The 16,999-nt window shown below is 65.5% G+C and carries 12 protein-coding genes, 1 pseudogene and 1 riboswitch; all 13 genes and pseudogenes read right to left on the bottom strand.

The annotated features are described in order from the left end of the window. Positions 1–9 precede the first annotated feature (9 nt). Positions 10–735, bottom strand: a complete 726-nt coding sequence (locus PE058_RS01580; protein WP_271029673.1) for an urea amidolyase associated protein UAAP1 — start codon at positions 733–735, stop codon at positions 10–12. 107 nt (positions 736–842) lie between these two features. Beyond that, on the bottom strand, positions 843–1,694 hold the full coding sequence (locus PE058_RS01575) for an ATP-binding cassette domain-containing protein (RefSeq protein ID WP_271029672.1): 852 nt from the start codon (positions 1,692–1,694) through the stop codon (positions 843–845). After that, a complete protein-coding gene (locus PE058_RS01570; RefSeq protein ID WP_271029671.1) occupies positions 1,691–2,509 on the bottom strand; it encodes an ABC transporter permease in 819 nt (272 codons plus the stop codon). Before PE058_RS01570 ends, PE058_RS01575 begins: the two co-directional genes overlap by 4 nt. 48 nt (positions 2,510–2,557) lie before the next feature. Further along, positions 2,558–3,622, bottom strand: a complete 1,065-nt coding sequence (locus PE058_RS01565) for a putative urea ABC transporter substrate-binding protein (RefSeq protein WP_271029670.1) — start codon at positions 3,620–3,622, stop codon at positions 2,558–2,560. Positions 3,623–3,738: 116 nt separating this feature from the next. Next, positions 3,739–3,855, bottom strand: a riboswitch (guanidine-I (ykkC/yxkD leader). 368 nt (positions 3,856–4,223) lie between these two features. Then, positions 4,224–6,922, bottom strand: a pseudogene (locus tag PE058_RS01560) (molybdopterin-dependent oxidoreductase). A gap of 11 nt (positions 6,923–6,933) precedes the next feature. Beyond that, a complete protein-coding gene (locus tag PE058_RS01555; RefSeq protein WP_271029669.1) occupies positions 6,934–8,550 on the bottom strand; it encodes a sulfite reductase subunit alpha in 1,617 nt (538 codons plus the stop codon). After that, complete coding sequence (locus PE058_RS01550) at positions 8,547–10,322, bottom strand: NirA family protein (protein ID WP_271029668.1); 1,776 nt, start codon at positions 10,320–10,322, stop codon at positions 8,547–8,549. The genes PE058_RS01555 and PE058_RS01550 overlap by 4 nt, the downstream gene beginning before the upstream one ends. 14 nt (positions 10,323–10,336) lie before the next feature. Next, positions 10,337–11,569 carry an NAD(P)/FAD-dependent oxidoreductase gene (locus tag PE058_RS01545; protein ID WP_271029667.1) on the bottom strand — a complete coding sequence of 411 codons (1,233 nt, stop codon included), beginning with the start codon at positions 11,567–11,569 and terminating at the stop codon, positions 10,337–10,339. A 1-nt stretch (position 11,570) separates the two neighbouring features. Beyond that, the gene (locus PE058_RS01540) at positions 11,571–12,380 is read right to left on the bottom strand and encodes an ABC transporter ATP-binding protein (protein WP_271029666.1); all 810 of its coding nucleotides are present in this window, start codon (positions 12,378–12,380) and stop codon (positions 11,571–11,573) included. Positions 12,381–12,392: 12 nt separating this feature from the next. After that, positions 12,393–13,322, bottom strand: a complete 930-nt coding sequence (ntrB, locus tag PE058_RS01535; RefSeq protein WP_271029665.1) for a nitrate ABC transporter permease — start codon at positions 13,320–13,322, stop codon at positions 12,393–12,395. 31 nt (positions 13,323–13,353) lie between these two features. After that, on the bottom strand, positions 13,354–14,670 hold the full coding sequence (locus tag PE058_RS01530) for a CmpA/NrtA family ABC transporter substrate-binding protein (RefSeq protein ID WP_271029664.1): 1,317 nt from the start codon (positions 14,668–14,670) through the stop codon (positions 13,354–13,356). 359 nt (positions 14,671–15,029) lie between these two features. Continuing rightward, the gene (locus PE058_RS01525) at positions 15,030–16,292 is read right to left on the bottom strand and encodes a CmpA/NrtA family ABC transporter substrate-binding protein (RefSeq protein WP_271029663.1); all 1,263 of its coding nucleotides are present in this window, start codon (positions 16,290–16,292) and stop codon (positions 15,030–15,032) included. Positions 16,293–16,300: 8 nt separating this feature from the next. Beyond that, a complete protein-coding gene (locus PE058_RS01520; RefSeq protein WP_020085785.1) occupies positions 16,301–16,903 on the bottom strand; it encodes an ANTAR domain-containing response regulator in 603 nt (200 codons plus the stop codon). Positions 16,904–16,999: the final 96 nt, after the last annotated feature.

Raw genomic sequence — 16,999 nt, 5'->3', positions numbered from 1 at the left:
TGCGCCTCCTCACCCGCAGCCGCATCCGGCATGGAACAGCCGGTTGTTCTCGAAACCGCGGCCGTTCTCGGGCGCCGAGGTGCGGCACGCATCGTCGGCCCGTGCCTCTGGCCCCTCCAGGATTTCGAAGCGGACAGGTTTCCTCGGATAAGTGGCACTGGGATCGAGCGGATGCGGGCAGGTATGGAACAGAACGAGCGTGTCCATCTCGAAGCGCAGCTCGATGTCCGCCCCGGCTTTTGCCGCGCGTGTGTCGAACGACAACGCCCCGCTCGCATCGGTCGAGACCTTGCTGAACCAATTTATGTTGGCGGCGAGATCGCGACGCCCCATGCCGTATTTCGCTGCTTCGACGAGGAAGCTGTCGCGTCCGTTCTGCTGCCAGTCGTTGCGCTGCGCCTGGTAGCTCGTTTCACCCCACTTCCCGATCACGTGCGCCTTCGTGCTGTTGCCGCACACGGTGTCGTGCCAGCCGTGCGTATCCGCAACGATGGAGCAGAAGATGCGCCCCATATCGGAGTAGAGGCAGTGGCCGGACGTGAGCTTGAACGTGTGCTGGCACTTGAGCGTATCGGGCGCGTTGTAGCGCTCGAGCAGGTTGGCCGGATTGTAGAACAGCATCCCGCAGTTCGCCCCGCCCTCCACGTCCGTGAGACGCAGGCGAAGAGTGCGCCGCAGGACCATGGACCAATGCTTCCCGCCCGGAAGCACATCGCTGTAGATGAGTTCGCTCACGCCGCTGCTCCTCTCTGCGGGCTGCCAGCCCGCTATGCTGGTCCGGGCCGTCCCGGGATGAGAAGGAAGCCGCGCGGGGTCGTCCCCGCCGGTTGTCGTGGCGCGGCCTAGCTGGCCGCGGGGTTGTCGTTGCCGGTCGCGAGCTTGAGGTCGAGTTGTGTGCCCGCGTCGGACTCGCCGAGGGGGCTCGCGATCTTCTTGGGCCAGACCTCGAAATCGCGTGTGATCGACGCGCCGGCTTGCGTCTGCGCCGCGAGATCGTTGCTGAGCGTCGCGCCGTAGCGTTCGCGCTCCTCCGGGCGATTGCGGGGACGCTCGAACGCGATGACGCGGGTTCCGAGCCGGAAGGCCTCGCTGAGATCGTGCGTCACCATCACGACGGTGAGATCGTTCTCGTTCCAGATCTTGCGGATGAGCACATGGATGTCCGCGCGAATGCCAGGATCGAGCGCGCCGAACGGCTCGTCGAGAAGAAGGATCTTCGGCTTGCGGTTGAGGGCCTGCGCAAGGGCGAGCCGTTGTTGCATGCCGCCGGAAAGAGCGGCCGGGTATTTCGTATCATGACCGGCGAGGCCCACCGCGTCGAGCAGGGTACGCGCTTCGGCCTCCGCCGCACGCCGCTTCGCCCCCAACAGCTTGCCGAGAAAACGCGAGTGCTCGAACTCGCGGCCGATCATCACGTTCTGCAGCACGGTGAGATGGGGAAACACCGAGTAGCGCTGGAACACCACGCCGCGATCCGCGCCCGGCTCCACCTTGAGGGGGGCGCCCCCTACGAGGATCTGCCCGCGCGTGGGCGCCTCCTCGCCGAGCAGCATCCTGAGAAACGTCGTCTTTCCGCATCCCGACGGGCCGACCAGCGCCACGAACGAGCGCGGTGCAATGGTGATGTCGATACGCTCGAGCACGACATGATCGCCGTACTCCTTCCAGACCTTGTCGAAGACGATCCCGGTCATGCGGTGCGCGCTCCCGCAAACCAGGGGAACGCCTTGCGCTGGAGGAGGCGGAGCCCGAGATCCATCAGGAAGGCGAGTAGCGTGATCCAGATGACGTAGGGAATGATCACGTCCATCGCCAAGTAGCGCCTGACGAGGAAGATGCGATAGCCGAGGCCGGAGTCGGCCGCGATCGCCTCCGCTGCGATCAGAAACAGCCAAGCCGGCCCGATCTCGAGCCGCACGCTGTCGATCAGGCGCGGAAGCATCTGGGGTAGCACGACGCGGAGCGCGATCTGCCACGTAGAGGCCCCGAGCGTCTGCGCCTTGATCAGAAGCTCGGACGGAATGTCCTTCACCCGCAACGCCATGTCGCGGATGAGCTTCAGCGTTGTGCCGATGACGATCAGCGCGATCTTGGCCCCGTCGCCCAGGCCCAGCACGATGAACAGGATCGGCAGCAGAGCCAGCGGCGGCACCATGGAGGTCACCGCCACCACCGGCCCGAACGTGGCACCGGCGATCGGCAGAAGTCCGATCAGAATGCCGAACACGAGCGCGATGAACGTGGAGATGGCGAGGGCCGTGAGGAGAAGCGACAGGCTCGAAAGCGTATCGCTCCACATCAGATAGTTGCCGCTCCTGGGGTCCGGCGTGAGCGCCATGTGCCGGAAGGCATCCAGCATGGCGTTGAAGCTCGGAAGCAGCTTGTCGTTCGGATTTTCGGCGAGCCGCATCCCCGACCCGATCAGATAGGCCCCGATCAGGGCGGCGAACGGCAAGGCCGCGAGCGCGAAGCTCCACGTGCGATCAGGCTTGATGTTCAACAGGCGCATCGGCTGTCTCGCGGCCTCCCGGTGTCTGAAAGGGATCGAGCCGTTCGATCAGAGCTTTCCGTCCGCGGCGGCCTGCATGAAGGTCGCGTCGTAGCGCAGCTTCACGTTCGCCTTGTCGCCGAACACGCTCTTGTCGGGAAACTCGACGCCGATGGCTCCGGCCGACTTGGCATCCTTGCCGAGAAGCGCCTTGTCGAAGAGGAACGTCGAGACACGCTCGGTGGTGGTCTTGAGCTCCGCGCCGTTGACGAACGCGAGAGCATCCTTGGGCTCGTAGAACATCTTCGTCGTGCCTAGCATCTCGTCGAAGCCCGCGACGTCCGTGCCCGAGGCTTTCGCCATGTGCTCTTTGGCGGCGGCATCGGAGGCGAGGGCCTTCATCGTGTCGTACCAGATGCCGACGAGCGCCTTGCCGAACGAAGGATTGTCCTTGAGCACGGTGGTATTGGCGACCATGAGGTCGATGATCTCGCCCGGGATCTGTGAGCTGTCGAACACCTTTCTCGCATCGGGAGATTCGAGAATCGTCGAGACGATCGGCTTCCAGGTGACGACGGCGGTCACGTCCGGGGTTTTGTAGGCGGAGGCCATGTCGGCATCGGAGGTGTTGACGACCTTCACGTCCTTCTCCGCAAGCTTCACGCTTTCGAGGGCGCGGGCGAGCAGATAGTGCGAGACTGAGAACTCGACGAGGTTGACGGTCTGGCCTTTGATGTCGGCAAGCTTGTCCTTGCCCTTGAGGATGACGGCGTCATTTCCGTTCGAGAAGTCGCCGACGATCACCGCCGTGGTGTCGACGCCGCCGGCGGCCGGAATGGAAAGGCCATCCATGTTGGTGAGCGTCACGGCATCGAACGCGCCGGCCGTGTATTGATTGATGGATTCGACGTAGTCGTTGAACTGCTTCACCTCGATGGTGATGCCGTACTTGTCCGCCCACTTCTTCACGATGCCGCTGTCGGCCGCATAACCCCATGGCATCCAACCGACGTAGATCGACCAGGCGACCTTGAAGTCCTTCTTCTCGGCGGCTTGAGCGGAAGGGAGCGCGAGAGCAAGCATCGCGGCCGCCGCGGCGGCGCCGGTGAGAAGTCTGGAGACGGTTCGGTTCATGAGGTTCACCCCTGTGCTGACACCAACTGTCGATCGCAAGGGGCTGAGGCGAACGGGAGCGCAAGACGCACACGAGGAGGCCTTCCGTTCGAGAGCCAAAGCTCCTTGCGGTGTAGGTCTCCCGGGCTTTTATCCCGCCGTGGCTTCGCCCGGGCGCGGCCTGGGCGAGAGCGCCTCTCTCGGACCAGCGTTGCCCCGCACGCGCGGCAACCGGAACCCTAGAGGCATTATGCGGATAGAAGCTGCATAGGCCGTGCCAAACGAAAGATGCCGCAAACAGCGGGCCTTTCGGCGGATCGCGCGGTGCGGCGTGCTCTCTTTTTCGCCAGTTGCATAGTTGAGAGGCAATCAGGAGGCCGTCGCGGGAACCTGGCCACGCGAGCGCCAGAACCAATCGCTTGCAGCCCCTGCCGCGATTGACGAAACGCTCCTCTCGGCAGAGCCTGGACACATCGAGCGAGAGTGAGGCGGCGCGACGAGAGTGCTGGAAAAAATCATGAAGCGTATCCTCTGCTATCTACGCGCGGCGCTGATCGCGCGCACGGATGCCATCGGTCCACTCGCCCGGAAGCAGGATGCGAAACATTAGCGGCAGAAGGTCTCACGCCGTAACGGGGGGTGCGGATTTGGCGGTCTCGGCCACAAGGCGGCGCACCTCAGGCAGGCACGACCCGCAGTTCGTTCCGGCTTTGAGTTCCGCCCCGACATCCTCCGCAGAGCAGCCCCGTCCACTGGCAATCACTTTGCAGATCTGAGCGCGGCCCACGCCGAAGCAGGCGCAAACGATTGGTCCCAGATCGGACGCGTCAGCTACACGTCCTGCCAGCAACGCGCGGCGCGCGGCATCGGAGAGCGCCGGCGCGGCAAGCTGCTGCTTCAGCCATTCCCAGCTCGGAAGCGCATGAGGCGTCGTCGCAAGAAACAGGCACGACATAAGCCGGCCGTCTTGGACGATGGCAGCGCGATAGCAGCCCTGGCCGTCGTCCAGCAGTTCAGCACGGCAAACGCTCTCTCCGATGAGGCGTTTCGCGATGCCGGACCAATGGCCGCCGATCGCAGGCGCGGCGATCCTGTATCCCGCGCCCCCCTCCACGGTCGAGCGTGCCCACCAGACGCCGTCCGGGATCGCAACCGCGTCACGCGCGAGGAGAAAGCCGTAGGCCGCATAGGGCGCTGGCGCGAGTGTCGCCTGCGTAGCCTTGAGCTCCGGCTGCCCGGAGATCGGATCGCAAGCAGGTTGGACAAGTGCCCCCACTCGCGCATCGGAGGCCGTGGCCCCGTTCCAATGAATAGGAGCAAAAATTTCGCCGCGCCGCTGTGCAGGCGTCACGGAGACGCGCAGCACGGCGCTGCCATGGAGCGTGAGGACGCGGGCCAGCTCTCCGTCCACGACGCCGAAGCTCCGCGCATCGTCAGGATGAACCGACACCTGCGGCTCGTCGATGTGCGCACCGAGACGCGGCGATTTTCCGGTTCGGGTCATCGTATGCCAGTGGTCGCGCACGCGGCCGGTATTGAGGAGCAGCGGGAGATAGCGCTCGTTTGAGACGGAGAGCGCGGGATTCTCGACCGCGACGAAGCGCGCGCGCTGGTCTACGGTATGGAAACGGCCATCGTCGAACACCCGCTTGCGTCCAGTCGGGGAAGCTTTGTCGACTGGCCATTGCGTAGGGACCAGCTCCTCGTAAGCCCGCCCCGAAAGCGCGGAGAGGCCCGAGGCGTCGAAGCCGCGCGTGCCGTTGGCCTCGAATGCGGAGAGCGCGCAATGCTCGGCGAAGATCTCGGCGGCGGACGCATAGGAAAATGCGCTCCCGAAACCCATCCGCGTCGCCACCTGCGAGATGATCCACCAATCGGGCTTGGCATCCCCGGGCGGCGGCAGAAACGCGCGCTGGCGTGAGATGCGCCGCTCTGAGTTCGTCACCGTGCCGTCTTTCTCGCCCCATCCGGAGGCGGGCAGCACCACATGCGCCCCGGCGGTTATGGTGTCGGTGTTGGCGACGATGTCCGACACCACGAGCAGGTCGAGCTGCCGCAATGCGGCGCACACGGCGTCCGCACGTGGCAGGCTCACCGCGGGATTGGTCGCCATCACCCAAAGCGCCTTGATACGCCGCTCCGCAACGGCCTCGAACAGGTCCACGGCCTTGAGGCCGGCCCGCTCGGCAACATTGGGTGCGCTCCAGAAGCGGCGTACCCGGTCGACGTTCTCCGGAGAGAAGTCCATGTGCGCCGCGAGCTGGTTCGCGAGCCCCCCCACCTCGCGCCCCCCATGGCGTTCGGCTGCCCGGTGAGCGAGAACGGACCCATCCCCGCTTTGCCGATGCGGCCCGTCGCCAGATGGCAGTTGATGATGGCGTTGACCTTGTCGGTTCCCTGCGCCGATTGGTTCACGCCTTGCGAGTACAGAGTAACGGCCTTCTCCGTTGCGGAGAACCAGGCGTAGAACGTCTCGACGCACGCGGGCGCCACCTGGCACTGCTCCGCGACCGCCTCCACGCTCGGCGCGAGGTGGCGCGCGCGTGCCAGCGCGTCGGCAAATCCCGAGGTGTGGCCGTGTATGAAAGCCGTATCGAGCTGTCCGTGCTCGGCGAGATGCACGAGAAGGCCCGAGAACAGCACAGCGTCCATGCCCGGCGCGATCTGGATCATCAGGTCGGCTTCGTCCGAGGTCGACGTAGCTCGTGGATCGATGACGACGATGCGCGCGCCTCGCTCGCGCTTGTTCTTGAGCATCCTCTGATAGAGAACCGGATGACACCAAGCCGCGTTGGAGCCGGTGAGCACCAGGAGATCAGCGTCGTCAAGATCCTCGTAGCAGCCGGGCACGGTGTCGCTGCCGAATGCGCGCCGGTGCCCCGCAACCGACGACGCCATGCACAAGCGGGAGTTAGTGTCGATATTGGCCGAGCCGATGAAGCCCTTCATCAGTTTGTTGGCGACGTAGTAATCCTCGGTCAGGAGCTGGCCCGAAACATAGAACGCGACCGAGTCCGGGCCGTGCTTCGCGATCGTCTCCTGGAAGCCGCGCGCAACGCTATCCAGCGCAGCACCCCACGAGGCGGGTTCCAGCATGTCTGAGCCGCCGCGCATCATTGGAGAGAGCAGGCGGCCATTGAGAGACAGCGTCTCTCCCAGGGCGGAGCCTTTGGAGCACAGACGCCCGAAGTTCGCCGGATGCTCCGGATCGCCCTGCACTTGAGCCCCGCCGAAACCATCCGGCTTCGCGAGCACGCCGCACCCGACGCCGCAATAGGGGCATGTGGTTCGTACGGCGGGAGGAGCGGAAGGCGCATTCATGCTGCGAGCCCTCAATACACGTCCGCCTGATAGCGGCCGACCTTCTTCAGCGCAGAGATGTAGGCGGCGGCGTCTTCGGCCGAGACCTTGCCGTGAAGCGCCACGGCGTCCGTGAGCGCGGCCTCCACGTCCTTCGCCATGCGCTTGGCGTCCCCACAGATGTAGAAATGCGCGCCTTTCTCCAGCCAAGCGAATAGCTCGGCGCCCTCTTCACGCATCCGGTCCTGCACGTAGACTTTCTTGCCTCCGTCGCGAGACCACGCGAGCGAGAGCTTGGTCAGCGTTCCGGCCTCTTGGAGAACGCCGAGCTCCGCCTCGTAGAAGAAGTCCATCTCCCGCCGCTGGTGCCCGAAAAACAGCCACGCCAGCCCTTGCGCCTTCGTGGCATGGCGCTCCTGCAAGAAGGAGCGGAAGGGTGCCACTCCCGTGCCCGGTCCCACCATGATGATCGGTGTTGCGTCATCCTTCGGCAGCGCGAAGCCGTGCGCTTTCTGCACGTAGGCGCGCAGCGTCGCGCCGGGCTCAATGCGATCGGCGAGAAAGGTGGACGCGGCGCCGAGCCGCTCCCGCTCGCCGATCGTGTAGCGCACCGCATCCACCGTGAGCGAAACCCGTCCCGGATTGGCCTTGATCGACGAGGAGATGGAGTAGAGGCGCGGCTGCATGGGCTCCAGCACCTCGTAGAACGCTTCGGGGTCAGGATGAATCCCGGGAAATTTTTCGAGCGCGGCCAGAACGTCGAGGGTCGCGGCATCCCCGTCGGGATCCTGCCCTTTTGCGAGAGCCTGTGCCTTGCGCTTCCGCTCCCCGCCCGTGAGATAGGAGATGAGCTGGAAGAGCGAGTCGGGCGCGGGCGAGAGTGACGTGTCCTCGATCAGCGCGTCCCGCAGCGTTTTCTCCCCGATCGGGAAATCCGCAGGCGCGCCGATGGTGGTCAGGATGGCGTCCACGAGCCTCGGATCGTTGTTGGGCACGATGCCGAAGCTGTCGCCCGGCTCGTAGTCGAGCCCGCATTCGGAAAGATCGATCTCGATGTGGTTCGTCGTCTTCTCCGATCCCGCTCCATTGAGCTTCTGGCGCGAGACGAAGCGGGCGAGCACAGGGGCCTCCCGCGAGCGGCCGGGCCGCACGTCGCTCGTTTTGTCCGGCTTGGCACTGTCTTTCGCCGCCTTCTCGTCGGGATCGAGAACGCCGCCTCCCATCTCCTCGACGAGCGATTTCAGCATGCGCGCCGTGGCTTTGCCGCCCGGAACGCAGAGATTGAGCCGCGGCTCCGCCTGCTCGCTGATGGCGTTCGCGTAGTCCTCGCAATTGTATCCGCACTGGCCGCAGTCCTGCTGCGCCATCGCTGCCATCATGCGCCGGCGAAGCGGGCGGCCCTCGGAAAGCTGCATCCGTTCGCCGATCTCCATCGCGGGGTCGTGCCAGGGTGCGGATCCGTCGTCACCGTCGCCGGACGGAATGGCCGCGTTCGCCGCGTCGAGATCGGTCAGCGTGGCCGGCTTCACGCCGGGATCGAGCGAGAGCACGCCCGCAAAAAATCCGTTGAGCCAAGCGCGCTGCTCGGCCGAGAACGGCGCCGTCTCCGGAATGAGAGCGGTCGCCGGTGATGGAGATTGAATGGTCATCCTTGCTGCTCCTCGGCGAGCCGCTTCAGCGTGTCGGTGTCGTGGCGATTGGCAAAAGTGAAGAAGGTCTCGCTGCGATCGGCACGGTGCGCGAGATAGGCGCTGAGAAGGCGCGCGACGGCCGCCGGGCAGTCCTCGCTTTTGACGTCGCGCCAGAGTTCGCGCGCGATCTTCGCATCCGCGCCGGAGCCTCCGCCGACGAGGATGTGGAAGCCCTCCACCGTGTCGCCGTCGTCGTTGACCGGAACCTTGGCGCCGATCAGCCCGATGTCGCCGATGTAGTGCTGCGCGCAGGAGTGATGGCAGCCGGTCAAGTGGATGTTCACCGGCAGATCGAGCGTGAGATGCCGCTCAACGTGCGCCGCGATCAGCTCGGCCGTGCCCTTGGTGTTGGCCGCGGCGAACTTGCAGCCCGTACTGCCTGTGCAGGCTACGAGACCCGCGCGAACCGCAGCCGCCTCGGCGGAGAGCCCCATCGCCGCGATGCGCGTGAGCGCCTCCGTTACGTAGGCATCTGCAACGCCGGAGACGAGCAGGTTCTGCCAGACGGTGAGGCGAAGATCGCCGTCGCCGAGATCGCGGGCGAGCGACGCGACGCCCCGCATCTGCTCCGCCGTGAGCTTGCCGACGGGAAGCACGAGGCCGATCCAGTTGAACCCCGCTTGCTTCTGGGGATGCACGCCGATGTGCGCCAAGCGGTCCGGCGCACGGCGCGGCTTGACATGTTGTCCGTCGATACGGATCAGCGGGTGGCCGAGCTTGGCTTCGACCGCGAAGAGAAATTTGTCGAAGCCCCAATCGTCCAGCACGTACTTGAGCCGCGCCTTGTTGCGATTGGTGCGATCGCCGCTGTCGATGAACACGCGAACGATAGCGTCTGCAACCCGTGTCGCGTCGCGAGGCGCGAGAATGACGCCCGTATCGCGTGCAAAGTCCTTGTGTCCCGTGATGCCGCCTAGCACGAGCCGGAAGTAAACGCCGGCCGCAACCGGCGCGCCCTCCGCCACCTCGACGGCCTGGAAGCCGATATCGTTCGTCTCTTCGAGGGCGGCTATGGAGCCCGCTCCGTCGAAGGCGACATTGAACTTGCGCGGCAGGCCCGTGAGAGACCGGTCGTTCAGAACGTGGAAGTGCCACGCGCGCGCGAAGGGTCGCGTATCCAGCAGCTCGTGCGGGTCGATGCCGGCGGTCGGCGTGCCGGTGACGTTGCGAATGTTGTCGGCACCGGAGCCGCGCGAGGTGAGGCCGAGATCCTGCACCGCCTCGACGACGTCGACGGCATGGGTGGCTTCGATCTCGCGAATTTGAAGATTGGCGCGCGTCGTCACATGCGCGTAGCCGCCGCCGTTAGCCTCGGCCGTGTCGGCCAGCCCGGCCAGTTGCCAGTGCGTGAGGATGCCGTTCGGGATGCGCAACCGGCACATGTAGCTGTTCTGCGCGGGGGCCACGTAGAAGAGCCCATAGTAGCGCCAGCGGAAATTGTCCTGCGGCTTGGGATACTCGCCCGCCTCGGCCTGCGCCTTGAGCCGCGGATAGGCATCGAACGGATGCTCCTCCCGCTTCCAGGTCTCCTGGTCCACGAGCTTCCTGCCCTTGGCCCTGGTGGCATCCTGCGCCTTCATGTGCGCGGCGTCCGGCCCCATGGGCGCTGGTGCTGCGGACGCGCCATCCGCACCGATCGGCTTAAGGCCTTGCGCGGTGCGTCCGGCCTGCACGCCGGACACGAAGCCTTCGAGGTAACGCTTCTGCTCGACGGAAAAGTCCGCTGTCATGGGGCTTCCCTCGCTCATGCGGCCCGGGCCTGGGCGTGGGCCTCCGGCTCGGCGAACGCGCGGCCGAATACGAGATCGGCCCGCAGTTTCTCGACCGGCCGTCCCGTGCGAATGAGGTCCAGGTACCAGAGCGCATCGCCGGTATCGCCGACGAGCACCGCACCCGTCAGCCGGCCGCCGCTCAGGACGAGCTTGCGATAGCATTTGCGGTCCGGATCCGTGAGCACGATGGGCTCCGATCCCGGCGCGCCGAGGAAATCGCCGGCCGAGAATACGTTCACGCCCGAGACCTTGAGATTGGTGGACAGCAGCGAGCCCGCGTAGTGGGACTGCGCACCCGCCAGCGTGCGCGCGAGCACGCGGGCCTGCTCGTAGGCTGGCTCCACCAGGCCGTAGCAGACGCCGCGATGCTCGGCGCATTCGCCGATGGCGTAGACGCTCGGGTCGCTGGTTTGCAGATCGTCGGCGACGACGATGCCGCGTTTGACCGCGAGCCCGGCTTCGCGCGCGAGGCCGGTGTTGGGGCGAATGCCGACGGCCATCACGACGAGATCGGCCGGAAGAACGCGCCCATCCTTGAGCCGCAGCCCCGTCACCCGGCCCTGCCCTTCGATCACGTCGCTCTCGGCGTTGAGCACCACGTCGATGCTCCGCTCTTCGAGCGCCACTTTGAGCAGCCCCGCGGCATGGCTGTCGAGCTGCCGCTCCATCAGCCGCTCCATGAGATGCACCACGGACACGTGTGCACCCGCCTTCATCAGCCCGTAAGCCGCTTCGAGGCCAAGAAGGCCGCCGCCGATGACGACGGCGCGGGCGCCCGGCCGGGCGAGCGACAGCATGCGCGCGACATCCGCCTTGTCGCGGAAGGTCACGACACCGGGAAGATCGGCTCCGGGAAGCGGCAACCGCACAGCTTCGGACCCGGTGGCCAGCACCAGCTTTCCATAGCCGAGCGTCAGTCCGTCCTGCAGATGAAGCTGCTTCGCACCCCTATCGATCGAAACGGCGCGGCGGCCATAGACGAGCGTTACGCCGCGGCTGCGCCACCACTTGGCAGTCTTCAGCTCAACCGCATTCTCGTCGATCTCGCGCGCGAGCAGCGACGACAGCAGCACGCGGTTGTATGAGAGCGAAGGCTCATCGCCGACGACGGCGATCGAAAACCGGCCCGGCGCGATCGTCGTCAGCTCGTCCACGAGCCGCGTGGCCGCCATGCCATTTCCGACGATGACGAGTGGCTCGCCCATATCAAGCCGCCTCCACATAGCGATGGCGCTCGTAGAGGAACTTGAGCACGGCCTCGCGCGCGTGGATGTAGTGCGGGTCCGACACCAGCTCGAGCCGGTTGCGCGGGCGCGGCAGCGTCACGTCCAGCACCTCGCCGATGCGCGCCGAGGGTCCGTTGGTCATCATCACGATGCGGTCGGAGAGCAGCACGGCCTCGTCCACGTCGTGCGTGATCATGATCGCGGTGTTGCCGAGGCGCCCGTGGATCTGCATCACGGAGTCCTGCAGGTGCGCGCGCGTCAGCGCGTCGAGCGCGCCGAACGGCTCGTCCATCAGCAGCACCTTGGGCTCCATGGCGAGCGCCCGCGCGATGCCCACGCGCTGCTTCATGCCGCCCGAGATCTCCGATGGCCGCTTGTCCTTCGCGTGGCCCATCTGCACGAGATCGAGATTGTGCAGCGTCCAGGCGTGGCGCTCCGCCCGGCTTTTGGTCTTGGCGAACACCTTGTCCACCGCGATCCGCACATTGTCGTAGACCGTGAGCCAGGGCAGCAGCGAGTGGTTCTGGAACACCACCGCACGCTCGGGGCCGGGCTCGTTGACCTCGTGCTGCTCGAGCAGAACGGCACCGGTCGTGACGGTGGTGAGCCCGGCGATGAGATTGAGCAGCGTGGACTTGCCGCAACCCGAATGTCCGATGATCGAGATGAATTCGCCATTGGCGATGTCGAGGCTGATGTCGTGGAGAACTTCCGTCTCGGCGCCACCGGGGCGGAAGGTCTTGGAGATCGATTGCAGTTGGAGGAAAGGCTTGTTGGCTGGTGCGATCATGATGCGGTCTCCTCAGGCGCTGGTGCCGTGCGTTGCGATGCGGCCCGCGAGCGCGACCAGCCGGTCGAGCACGAAGCCGACGACGCCGATGTAGATGAGCGCCACGACGATGTCGGAGAGGCGCGACGAGTTCCACGCGTCCCAGATGAAGAAGCCGATGCCGACGCCGCCCGTGAGCATTTCCGCCGCAACGATCGCGAGCCAGGAAAGGCCAATGCCGATGCGCAGCCCGGTGAAGATGTAGGGCGCGGCCGCGGGGATCATGATCCGCCAGAAGTATTCGAGGGGGTTCAGCCGCAGCACGTCCGCCACGTTGCGATAGTCCTGGGGAATGTTGCGGATGCCGACGGCCGTGTTGATGATCACCGGCCACACCGCCGTGATGAAGATCACGAACACAGCCGACGGGCCGCTGTCGCGGAAGGCGGCGAGCGAGATCGGCAGCCACGCGAGCGGCGGCACGGTTCTCAGCACCTGGAAGATCGGATCGAGCCCGCGCATCGCCCAGACGCTTTGCCCGATGACGGCACCGATCACCACGCCCACCGCCGCGGCGAGGCCGAACCCATAGAACACGCGCTCGAGGCTCGTGATCACGCGCCAGCCGAGGCCGATGTCCTGTGATCCGTTGACGAAGAACGGCGAGACGATGAGATCGTTGGACTCCGTCCAGATCTTAGTGGGCGAGGGCAGCGCAGCGTCGGGACCGGAGGTCGCGAGCTGCCACACGAGCAGCAGCGCCGCCAGCACGAGGAGGGGCGGGATAGTGGCGGAGGCGATCTCGGTTCCGAGCGACTTCAGGCGCGCGGATTTGATCCCGCGCGGTGTCTTGAGCGGTAAGATCTTCGTCTCCGCGATAGCCGGAGCCGAGGGAGGAGCGGCGGCGATCGCACGTCCGGCGGACGTGTCGACCAGCACGGGCCGTGCAGGGAGAGCGTTCATGCGCGTTGAAACTCCGGTTGAGAGATCGGGCTCAGGCGGCGAGCCGGGTAATCGCGAGGGACGCGAGGTAGGCCGTGGGATTGTCGGGATCGAAAACCTTGCCGTCGAAGAAGGTCTCCTTGCCGCGTGAGGTGCTGGCCGGCGCCGTGATGCCGAGGGCCGTTGCAGCTTCGCGCCAGATGTCCTCGCGGTTGACCTTGTCGACGAGGGCCTTCACGTCGGTGCCGGGCTCGAATTTGCCCCACCGGATATCTTCGGTGACGAACCAGGTGTCATGGCTCTTGAAGGGATAGGAGACCGCGCCGTCCTCCCAGAACTTCATCAGAAGATTGGTGCCCGCTTCCTTGCGCCCACGCCCGTAGTTGATGTCGCCCTTGATGCGGCCGATGATGTCGGCGGGCGGCACGTTGAACCACTGGCGCTTCCCGAGAACGGCGGCCAGCTCGGCCTTGTTCTCCAGCTTCTCGCACCATTGCTGCGCGTCCATCACCGCCATCAGCAGCGCGCGGGCAGCAGCGGGGTTCTTGTCGACCCAGGCCGCGCGCATCCCGAGCGCTTTCTCGGGATGTCGCGACCAGATCTCCCCCGTGGTGCAGGCCGTGAAGCCGATGCCTTGATTGACGAGCTGCTCGTTCCACGGCTCGCCCACGCAGAAGGCATCCATGTTGCCCACCTTCATGTTCGCCACCATCTGCGGAGGAGGAACGACGATCGTGGAGACGTCCTTGTCGGGATCGATGCCGCCGGCCGCGAGCCAATAGCGCAGCCACAGGTCGTGCGTGCCGCCGGGGAAGGTCATGGCGACCTTCACGTCCTTGCCTTCGGCTTTCTTCCTCGCGAAAGCCTCCTTCAGCGCCGAGGCGTCGGCACCGATCTTGAGGCCCTCGTACTCCTTCGCCACCGAGATGCCTTGGCAGTCGTAGTTGAGGCGCGCCAGGATGTGCATCGGAACCGGGACGTTGTTCTGCGTGACCTTGCCGACCGACATGAGATACGGCATCGGCGTCAGGATATGCGCGCCGTCGATCCCGTTGGCGTCCGAGCCCAGCACGAGATTGTCGCGCGTTGCGCCCCACGAGGCTTGCTTGGCGACCTCCACGTCCGGCAGTCCGTACTTGGCGAACAGCCCCTTCTCCTTGGCCACGATTAGGGGCGCGGCATCGGTGAGCGCGATGTAGCCGAGCACGGCCTTGGTCGTTTCAGGCCCTGCGGCCCACGCGACGCTGGCGCCACCCGGCACAAGAGATTTCGCAGCGGCCAGAAGGGCCGCCGTCGCGCTTCCCTTGAGCAGCGAGCGGCGCGTCACGCCGGGCTGCTGCAACTTTGCTCCACGTTTTGAAGCCGTCATCCGATCCTCCGCCCTGGGCGCCCCGAACGGGTCGCGCCTGCCAGAAACAAAAAACGCTGCATCGAAGACACGCGGACCGCACATCGGTCCCGTCTCGTCGAGGCAGCGTTGCCCTGTGGTGCGGCTCGCCGTTGAGCCGCGATGTCGAAATTCGAGCAGCCCGTGCCGCCCGTCTCGAAAGAGATAAGATCAAGGATCGTGCCAACTCAGAAGAACGCAAATCAGCGAGCGTTATTCGAGAGATGGCGAAAGTCTGGATAGCTGTGCGAGCGCGGTTCATGCGCGAAGTTTGTGCAGCGCACGCAAAAAATGCTGAGGCGTTTGGCAGAAGGGCCTCCGGAGGAGAGCCTCTGAAGCGCCTACGAGTTCACGGACGCGAAGGCTTCGAGATCGGCGCCGGAATTGCGGATGTCGAGCGCGCTGAGATAGGCGAGCGCCGCTTCCGGATCGAAGGTATCGCCGCCGAAGAACGCGCCGGGTTCGTTCGCCGCCACGCCCTCGCGCTTGCTGTCAGAAGGCGGCAGGGGCACGTCCGATCCGGCGACGGCCTCGCGATAGAGGTCTGTGCGGAACACGCGCTGGGCCAGCGCCGAGAGATCGAACGGCTCGCGGATCTGCCCCCAGCGGATCATCTGGGTCATCAGCCACACCGCATGCGAGTGCCAAGGAAAGTTGGCGAACCCGCGATGGAACACCACCAGATCCGGATCGCGATCCTGTCTCTGCTCGCCGCCCCGGATGAGCTCTCCCGAGAGCGGCCGCAGCAGAATGTCTGCCGCGACGCCGACATACTGGGGCTGAGAAAGAATGCGCGCGGCCTCGCCTCTGTTTGCAGGCTCATCGAGCCAGCGCCCGGCGGCGACCAGGGTGCGCACGAGATCAGCGACGAGCGCGCGGTTTCGCTCGGCCCAGGCTTCGCGAACGCCGAGCACTTTCTCGGGGCTGCGCGCCCAAAGCTCGCTCTTTGTTGCGACGATCACGCCATTGCCCTGTTCCACGGCGACACTGTTCCAGGGTTGTCCCACGCAGAAGCCGTCGATGCGCCCCGCCTTCAAGGTGTCGGCGATCAACGGAGGCGGCACCACCACGAGATTGACGTCGTTGTCGGGATCGACGCCGGCCGCCGCCAGCCAGTAGCGCAGATCGTAGTTGTGGCAGGAGAACGGATAGACCATGCCGAAGGTCGGCGGCTCGAGCCCCGCCGTCTGCCGCGACCGCACGACGGCAGCCACTGCCTTCGCCGCCGCCATGCCCCCCGCGCGCGTCGCGATCGCGTCATGCTCCAGCATGGCCGAATAGAGTGGCAGGGACACGGTGATCGCATTGCCGTTTAGGCTCAGCGCCATCGGCGCGATGATGGGCTCCGTCGCGCGGCCGAGCCCGAGTTGCGCGGCGATCGGCATCGGCGCAAGCATGTGCGCGCAATCGAACGCGCCGATCTCGAGCTTGTCGCGGATGTTCGCCCACGACACCTCGCGATGAAGCACGAGAGAGAGGCCGTGCTGACGATCGAAGCCGAGCTCGGAGGCGATGACCAGCGGCGCGCAGTCCACGAGCGGAATGAACCCCGCGGTCACCTCGCGAAGCTTGCTCCCTCCCCGATCGTTCGCCGTCGCCGTCATGCCTGCCTCTACTCCTTGAGAAGATCCACCGAGCTGACGAGCGCCTGCGCCACGTCGGCAATGCGCTTGCCTTGCGACATGGCCGTCTTTCTCAAAAGCTCGTAAGCCTTGTCCTCGTCGATACCCCGGCTCTTCATGAGGATGCCCTTGGCCTTCTCCACGATCTTCCGGTCCTTCAGCGCGCTCTTAACTTCATCGAGCTCGGCGCGCAGGCGATTGAAGGCGTGAAAGCGCGACACCGTCATATCGAGGATCGGCTTCACCCGCTCCTTCTTGAGACCGTCGACGATGTACGCCGACACGCCGGCCTCGATGGCGGCTTCGATCTCGCTCTTGTCGCTGCGGTCGACGAACATCGCGATCGGACGGCGCACCACGCGCGACACCTGAAACATCTGCTCGAGCACGTCGCGGCTCGGATTTTCGAGGTCGATCAGAACGACATCGGGATCGAGATTGTAGATGTGATCGATCAGCCGCGTGGTGTTCGAGAGCACCGTCACGGCTTTGAAGCCTGCATCCGCGAGCCCGGACTCGATGATGGCGCGCCGGATCGGATTCTCGTCGATGAGGAGAATCTTGATGGCGGAATCGGAGTCGGATGCGCTCAAGGGAAAGGCCTGCGGACGGCTGCCGGGATGTCCGCATTACTCGCGCGTTAGCCGGGGCCGCGCAACGGGAGACCGCGTCGCGCCCGCGGCAGCAAA

This window comes from Hyphomicrobium sp. DMF-1 (genome assembly GCF_027886585.1).
GTDB classification, from domain to species: Bacteria; Pseudomonadota; Alphaproteobacteria; order Rhizobiales; family Hyphomicrobiaceae; genus Hyphomicrobium_C; species Hyphomicrobium_C zavarzinii.
This window is presented reverse-complemented; position numbering and strand designations above follow the sequence as displayed.